Below are 6,045 nucleotides of genomic sequence, written 5' to 3'. Positions count from 1 at the left end.
CAACACGGCCAAGACCTTCCCGGGCTTCGAGAGCGAGGACGGCAGCGTCAAGGTGCTGATCACCGAGCTGCCGCCGGCGGCCTATGGCGAGGTGGTGAGCGCCTTCAATTCCAATCCCGCCGGAGCCAATGGCGTCAAGCAGGACAAGATCGAAACGCCCGCGGGGCTGGCTTATTTCACCACCGAGAGCGGCAAGGCCGGCGACACCCCGGTGAAGCGCTATTCGATGATCGTGCCCGGCGCCGGCTTCTCCGGCTATGTCGCGGTACAGATTCCGGAGAATGCGGCCAAGATCTACACGGACGAAGCGGTCAGGCAGATGTTTGCGAGCACCGTCACCCGCAGGCAGGTCTCGGCCGAAGAGCAGATCGCGCTGATGCCGTTCAAGATCACCGATCTCGCCGACTTTAAGGACATCCGGACGCTGGGGCCCGGTTCGAGCATCATCCTGGCCGACGGCGATGAGACCATGGGTTATGAATCGAAGCCGTTCATGATCCTCGGCGTGATCGGCGCTACCCCGCAAGCCGCCGACGACCGCGCCCGCTTCGCTCAGGAGGCGGCACTCCAGATTCCCGGCGTGCGCGAATCGCGCGTCACCATGTCCGAGCCGATCCGCATCAACGGCCAGCAGGGTTTCGAGACCCGCATCGACGGCGTCAGCGGCAAGGACAAGATCCCGGTGACCGTGGTGCAGTGGATCCGTTTCTCCAGCGGCGGCGCCTCGCTGCGCATCATCGCCAGCGCCCCGCGCGACCAGTGGCTGCCCGCCTTCACCCGCTTCCGCGCCGTGCGCGACGGGATCCAGCCGAAGGGGTAACCCTTCGGGACACGCACCGCACAAGGGCGCGGCTCCTCACCATGAGAGTCTGAGACTCAGTTCGGGGCGCCGCTCGACTCGTTGTTGTTCGCCGCCGGCGCGGCCTTGGCGCCGCCCTTGGCGACACCGACCAGGGCCGGGCGCAGCACGCGCTCGCCGATGGTGTAGCCGGCCTGCATGACCTGCACCACGGTGCCTGAGGGCACCGACGCATCAGGCACTTCGTACATCGCCTGGTGGAAGTTCGGGTCGAACTTCTGGCCCTGCGGATCGAGCTTCTTCACGCCATGCTTTTCCAGCGCGCTGTGCAGCGAGCGCTCGGTCAACTCGACACCCTCGATCAGCGCCGTGAGGCCGGGATCGGCCGCAGCACGCGCCTCCGCCGGAACGGCATCGAGCGCACGCTGGAGATTGTCGGCGATGTCGAGCACGTCGCGCGCGAAGCCGGTGATGCCGTAGAGGCGGGCGTCAGCGACTTCCTTGGCGGTGCGCTTGCGCAGGTTCTCCATCTCGGCCAGCGTCCGCAGCACGCGGTCGCGCGCCTCAGCCGCTTCCTTCTGCAAGGTTTCGACCGAACCCGGCTCGGGATCGTCGGGCATGATGTAGGGTTTCGACACCACGGGCTCGCCGGTCGCTGCAGTCGTGTCTTGAGGTTGCCGGTCTTGCTCGGTCATCGGCTCTGATCTCGAAATCGTTTCAGGGATGTTGGCCCGGATATCGTGCCTAAACTCGCGAAAATCAAGCGCCCGTGATCGGCGGAAACGCCGGTCAGCCCCCCAGGAGGCGGCTGACGATGCGGGCGGCATAGTCGACGGTCGGGATCACGCGGGCATAGTTCAGCCGCGTCGGGCCGATCACGCCGAGGACGCCGACGATGTGGCCGGCGGCATCCCGATAGGGCGAGATGATGGTGGAAGATCCGGACAGCGAGAACAGCTTGTTCTCACTGCCGATGAAGATGCGCACGCCCTCCGCGGTCTCGGCGCGCCCGAGCAGGTCGATCACGCCGCGCTTGGTCTCGAGATCATCGAACAACAGGCGCACCCGCTCCAGATCCTCCAGCGCATGCAGATCTTCCAGCAGATTGGCATGGCCGCGGACAATGAGCTGCCGGTCCTCGCTCTCCCCTCCGGACCAGCTGGCGATCCCGGCCGAGATCACTTTCTGTGTCAGCTGATCCAGCTCGGCACGGGCCTCGCCAAGTGCGGTCTCGAGCTCGAGCCGCGCCTCGGCCAGCGTGCGACCGCGGATGCGCGCATTGAGGAAATTACCGGCCTCGGTCAGCGCCGAGGAGGGAACTCCGGGCGGCAGGGTCAATACGCGGTTTTCGACCTGGCCGTCTTCGCCGACCAGGATCACCAGCGCCTTTTCCGGTTCCAGGCGGACGAACTCGATGTGTTTCAGCCGCGCATTGGATTTCGGCGTCAGAACGACGGCGGCGGCCCGGGTGAGGCCGGAGAGCCGCATCAAGGCCTGGTTCAGCGCCGCCTCGACCGACTGCGCCTCGCCGACCGAGGAGAGCTGGCTCTGGATCGACTGCCGCTCGGCCTCGTTGAGGTCGCCGACCTGCATCAGGGCATCGACGAAGAAGCGCAGGCCGAGCTCCGTCGGCAGCCGGCCGGCCGAGGTGTGCGGGGCATAGATCAGGCCGAGCTGCTCCAGATCGGCCATGACGTTGCGCACCGAAGCCGGGGACAGCGGCATGGCGATCAGACGGGAAATGTTGCGCGAGCCGACGGGCTCGCCGGTCGCGAGATAGCTTTCGACAATTTGACGAAAGATGTCGCGGGAACGCTCGTTGAGCTGGGCAAGGCCTGCGTGCGGCGCGATCAGATGGATCGGATCGTGATGGGACACAGACGGTAACTCCTCTCGGATACTGGTAATTTGTCCATCCGGGACGGTTCTGACAAGCGTGGCGTTGGCGGCCTCGACGTCAGGGGTGAAAAAACCTTGCCGCCCACCCCCGCCGCACCTACAAGCACGGGCCAACAGGCCTTTTCCCGTGAGTTTTGGAGGATTCCCCATGCGGCCAAGCCGCCGTGCGCCCGAAGAATTGCGCCCCGTGACGCTGGAGCGCGGCGTGGTCAAATATGCGGAAGGCTCCTGCCTGGTGAAATTCGGCGACACCCACGTGCTTGTCACCGCCACGCTGGAGGATCGCCTGCCGCCGTGGCTGAAGGGCCAGGGCCGCGGCTGGGTCACCGCCGAATACGGCATGCTGCCGCGCGCCACCGGCGAACGCACCCGCCGCGAGGCCTCTGCCGGCAAGCAGAGCGGGCGTACCGTCGAGATCCAGCGCCTGATCGGTCGCTCGCTTCGCACCATCGTCGATCTCGAAGCGCTCGGCGAGCGCCAGATCACGGTCGATTGCGACGTGCTCCAGGCCGACGGCGGCACCCGCACGGCCTCGATCACCGGCGCCTGGGTCGCGCTGGCCGATTGCATCAACTGGATGAAGGCGCGCAACATGGTGAAGGCCAACGTGATGCGCGACAACGTCGCCGCAATCTCATGCGGCATCTACAACGGCACGCCGGTGCTCGATCTCGACTATGCCGAGGATTCGGAAGCCGAGACCGACGCCAATTTCGTCATGACCGGCGACGGCCGCATCGTCGAGGTGCAGGGCACCGCGGAACGCGAGCCGTTCACGCAGGACGAGTTCCTGAAGCTGATGGCCCTGGCGCAGAAGGGCATCGCGCGCCTGGTGGACTTGCAGAAACTGGCGGTGGCGTAGTCAATAGGCCATGCACCGCCGAATCACGGACAAGCTCGTCGTCGCCACCCACAATCCCGGCAAGCTCGCCGAGATGAACGAGCTGCTTGCGCCGTATGGCATCGCGGCGGTGTCGGCCGGCGAGCTCGGCCTCGCCGAGCCCGAGGAGACCGGCAACGATTTCCGCAGCAACGCCGCGATCAAGGCGATCGCGGCGGCGCAGGCGACCGGGCTTGCCGCCTTCGCCGACGATTCCGGCATCGTGGTCGACGCGCTGGACGGTGCGCCCGGCATCTACAGCGCGCGCTGGGCCGGTCCGTCCAAGGATTTCAACGCTGCGATGGCGCAGATCGAGCGGCTGCTGCAGGAGCGCGGCGCCACCACCCCGGACAGGCGCACAGCGCATTTCGTCTCCGCGCTCTGCGTCGCCTGGCCCGACGATCATCGCGAAGAGGTCGAGGCGCGCGTCGACGGCACGCTGATCTGGCCGCCGCGCGGCACCGCCGGCTTCGGGTACGATCCGATGTTCCTGCCTGACGGCCACGACCGCACCTTCGGCGAGATGACCAGCATCGAGAAGCACGGCCTGCCGCCGCTCGGCCTCGGCCTGTCGCACCGCGCCCGCGCCTTCGTGAAACTGGCGGAGATCTGCCTTGAGCCGCGATAGAGCGTTTTCGAGCGAAGTGGGTACCGGTTCGCGCAAGGAAAACGCGTCAAAACAAGAATCTGGAGCTTTCGGCGTCTACGTGCACTGGCCGTTCTGCCTGTCGAAGTGCCCCTATTGCGACTTCAACAGCCATGTCCGCCACGCCGCGATCGACGAGGCGCGCTTCTCCGCCGCCTTCGCGCGCGAGATCGCAACGACCGCCGAGCGCGCCCCCGGCCGCGAAGTCACCTCGATCTTCCTCGGCGGCGGCACACCGTCCTTGATGCAGCCAGCAACGGTCGGCGCCGTGTTAGATGCGATCGGCAAGCACTGGACCGTCGCGGGCGACGTCGAAGTCACGCTGGAAGCGAACCCGACCAGCGTCGAGGCCACGCGCTTCGCCGGCTATCGCAGCGCCGGCGTCAACCGCGTCTCGCTCGGCGTGCAGGCGCTCGACGACGCCTCCCTGAAGGCGCTGGGCCGTTTGCACAATGCGCGCGAGGCGCTCGATGCCGTCGCCATCGCGCGCCGCTCGTTCGACCGCTATTCGTTCGACCTGATCTATGCCCGCCCCGACCAGACGCCGGCGATGTGGGCCGACGAGCTGCGTGTTGCGATCGGCGAAGCGGCCGAGCATCTGTCGCTCTATCAATTGACGATCGAGGAAGGCACGCCGTTCTTCGGCCTGCACAAGGCCGGCAAGCTGAAGACGCCGGACGAGGCTGTCGCACGCGCGCTCTACGATGTCACGCAGGAAACCTGCGACAAGCTCGGCCTGCCGGCTTACGAGATCTCCAATCACGCGCGGCGCGGTGCCGAGTGCCGGCACAATCTGGTGTACTGGCGCGGCGAGGAATATGCCGGCATCGGCCCCGGTGCGCATGGCCGCCTCGACATCGACGGCGTCAGGCACGCCATCGCCACCGAGAAGCGTCCCGAAGCCTGGCTGATGCGGGTCGAGACCAACGGCGACGGCGTCGTCACCGACGAGCTCCTCAACAGCGAGGAACGCGCCGACGAATTCCTGCTGATGGGATTGCGCCTGGCCGAGGGCATCGACCCCGAGCGCTACAAGGCCCTCGCCGGCCGCCCGCTCGACCCCCGCCGCATCGCGCTCCTGCGCGAGGAAGGCGCGATCACGGTGGACCCAACGGGACGGCTGCGTGTGACCAGCAGCGGATTCCCGGTGCTCGATGCAGTGGTCGCGGATCTCGCGGCGTAATATCAGCCAAACCGGCGGTGCGCTCCCTCGCCCGCTTGCGGGAGAGGGGTGGGGAGAGGGTCTCTCCGCAACGGGACAATCCCCAAGAGGAAGAACCCTCACCCGGCGCTTCGCGCCGACCTCTCCCGCAAGCGGGAGAGGTTGGACAGCTACGCCCCAAAGCTCTTCGGCGAGCCCGCGACCGCAACGCCGCCGCCCTGCGTCACCTTCATCACGGCGAGGCCACGTTCATTCGTGCCATCGGCACGGAAACGGAACAGGCCGTCGATGCCGGCAAAGCCCGACGGGTTGGTGAGCACATCGGACGAAAAGCGCTGGCCGCCTTGCGTGCGCGCAAGTGCGGCGACGAGAGCGACGGCGTCATAAGCGAGCGTCGCAGTGCGGATCGGCTCGGCGCCGTATTTGGTGCGATAGCGGCCTGAGAAGGCGCGGAAGCCCGCCGGATCCGGCGCAGCGTAGAGGCCGCCTTGCAGGTTGGCATTGGCATAGACGCGCGGATTGTCCCACAGGCCGGTGCCGAGCAGCTGGATGTTGCGCAAATTCGCGCCTGCCGCCGTCATCGCATCCGCCACCGACACGACGGCATCGCCGTCATCCGCGATGAACAGCGCATCCGCGCTGCCGAGCTGCTGCGCGAC

Annotated in this window: 7 protein-coding genes; 4 read left to right on the top strand and 3 right to left on the bottom strand. The window is 66.9% G+C overall.

Annotated elements, in window-relative coordinates:
* On the top strand, nt 1–820 hold an 820-nt coding region (locus JHD07_RS30525; protein ID WP_291628877.1), incomplete at its 5' end, for a hypothetical protein.
* A 56-nt stretch (nt 821–876) separates the two neighbouring features.
* On the opposite strand, the gene grpE is transcribed toward JHD07_RS30525, so the two are convergent.
* Both grpE and hrcA read right to left on the bottom strand, forming a co-directional pair.
* Nucleotides 877–1,494, bottom strand: a complete 618-nt coding sequence (gene grpE / locus JHD07_RS30520) for a nucleotide exchange factor GrpE (RefSeq protein ID WP_291628876.1) — start codon at nt 1,492–1,494, stop codon at nt 877–879.
* 94 nt (nt 1,495–1,588) lie between these two features.
* Nucleotides 1,589–2,677, bottom strand: coding sequence for a heat-inducible transcriptional repressor HrcA (hrcA, locus tag JHD07_RS30515; RefSeq protein ID WP_291628874.1), 1,089 nt, complete (start codon nt 2,675–2,677; stop codon nt 1,589–1,591).
* Between the two features lie 169 nt (nt 2,678–2,846).
* On the opposite strand from hrcA, the gene rph reads away from it, so the two are divergent.
* The 3 genes from rph to hemW are packed head-to-tail and all read left to right on the top strand — an operon-like array spanning nt 2,847 to nt 5,407.
* Nucleotides 2,847–3,560: a ribonuclease PH gene (rph, locus tag JHD07_RS30510; protein ID WP_291628872.1), complete on the top strand. Its 714-nt coding sequence runs from the start codon at nt 2,847–2,849 to the stop codon at nt 3,558–3,560.
* Between the two features lie 10 nt (nt 3,561–3,570).
* Nucleotides 3,571–4,206, top strand: a complete 636-nt coding sequence (gene rdgB, locus JHD07_RS30505; RefSeq protein ID WP_291628869.1) for an RdgB/HAM1 family non-canonical purine NTP pyrophosphatase — start codon at nt 3,571–3,573, stop codon at nt 4,204–4,206.
* 16 nt (nt 4,207–4,222) lie between these two features.
* Nucleotides 4,223–5,407 carry a radical SAM family heme chaperone HemW gene (gene hemW / locus JHD07_RS30500; RefSeq protein WP_291628879.1) on the top strand — a complete coding sequence of 395 codons (1,185 nt, stop codon included), beginning with the start codon at nt 4,223–4,225 and terminating at the stop codon, nt 5,405–5,407.
* Between the two features lie 149 nt (nt 5,408–5,556).
* On the opposite strand, the gene JHD07_RS30495 is transcribed toward hemW, so the two are convergent.
* The coding region (locus tag JHD07_RS30495; RefSeq protein ID WP_291628867.1) for an ABC transporter substrate-binding protein at nt 5,557–6,045 on the bottom strand (489 nt) is incomplete at its 5' end.

The organism is Bradyrhizobium sp., from assembly GCF_016462955.1.
Lineage (GTDB): Bacteria > Pseudomonadota > Alphaproteobacteria > Rhizobiales > Xanthobacteraceae > Bradyrhizobium.
This window is presented reverse-complemented; position numbering and strand designations above follow the sequence as displayed.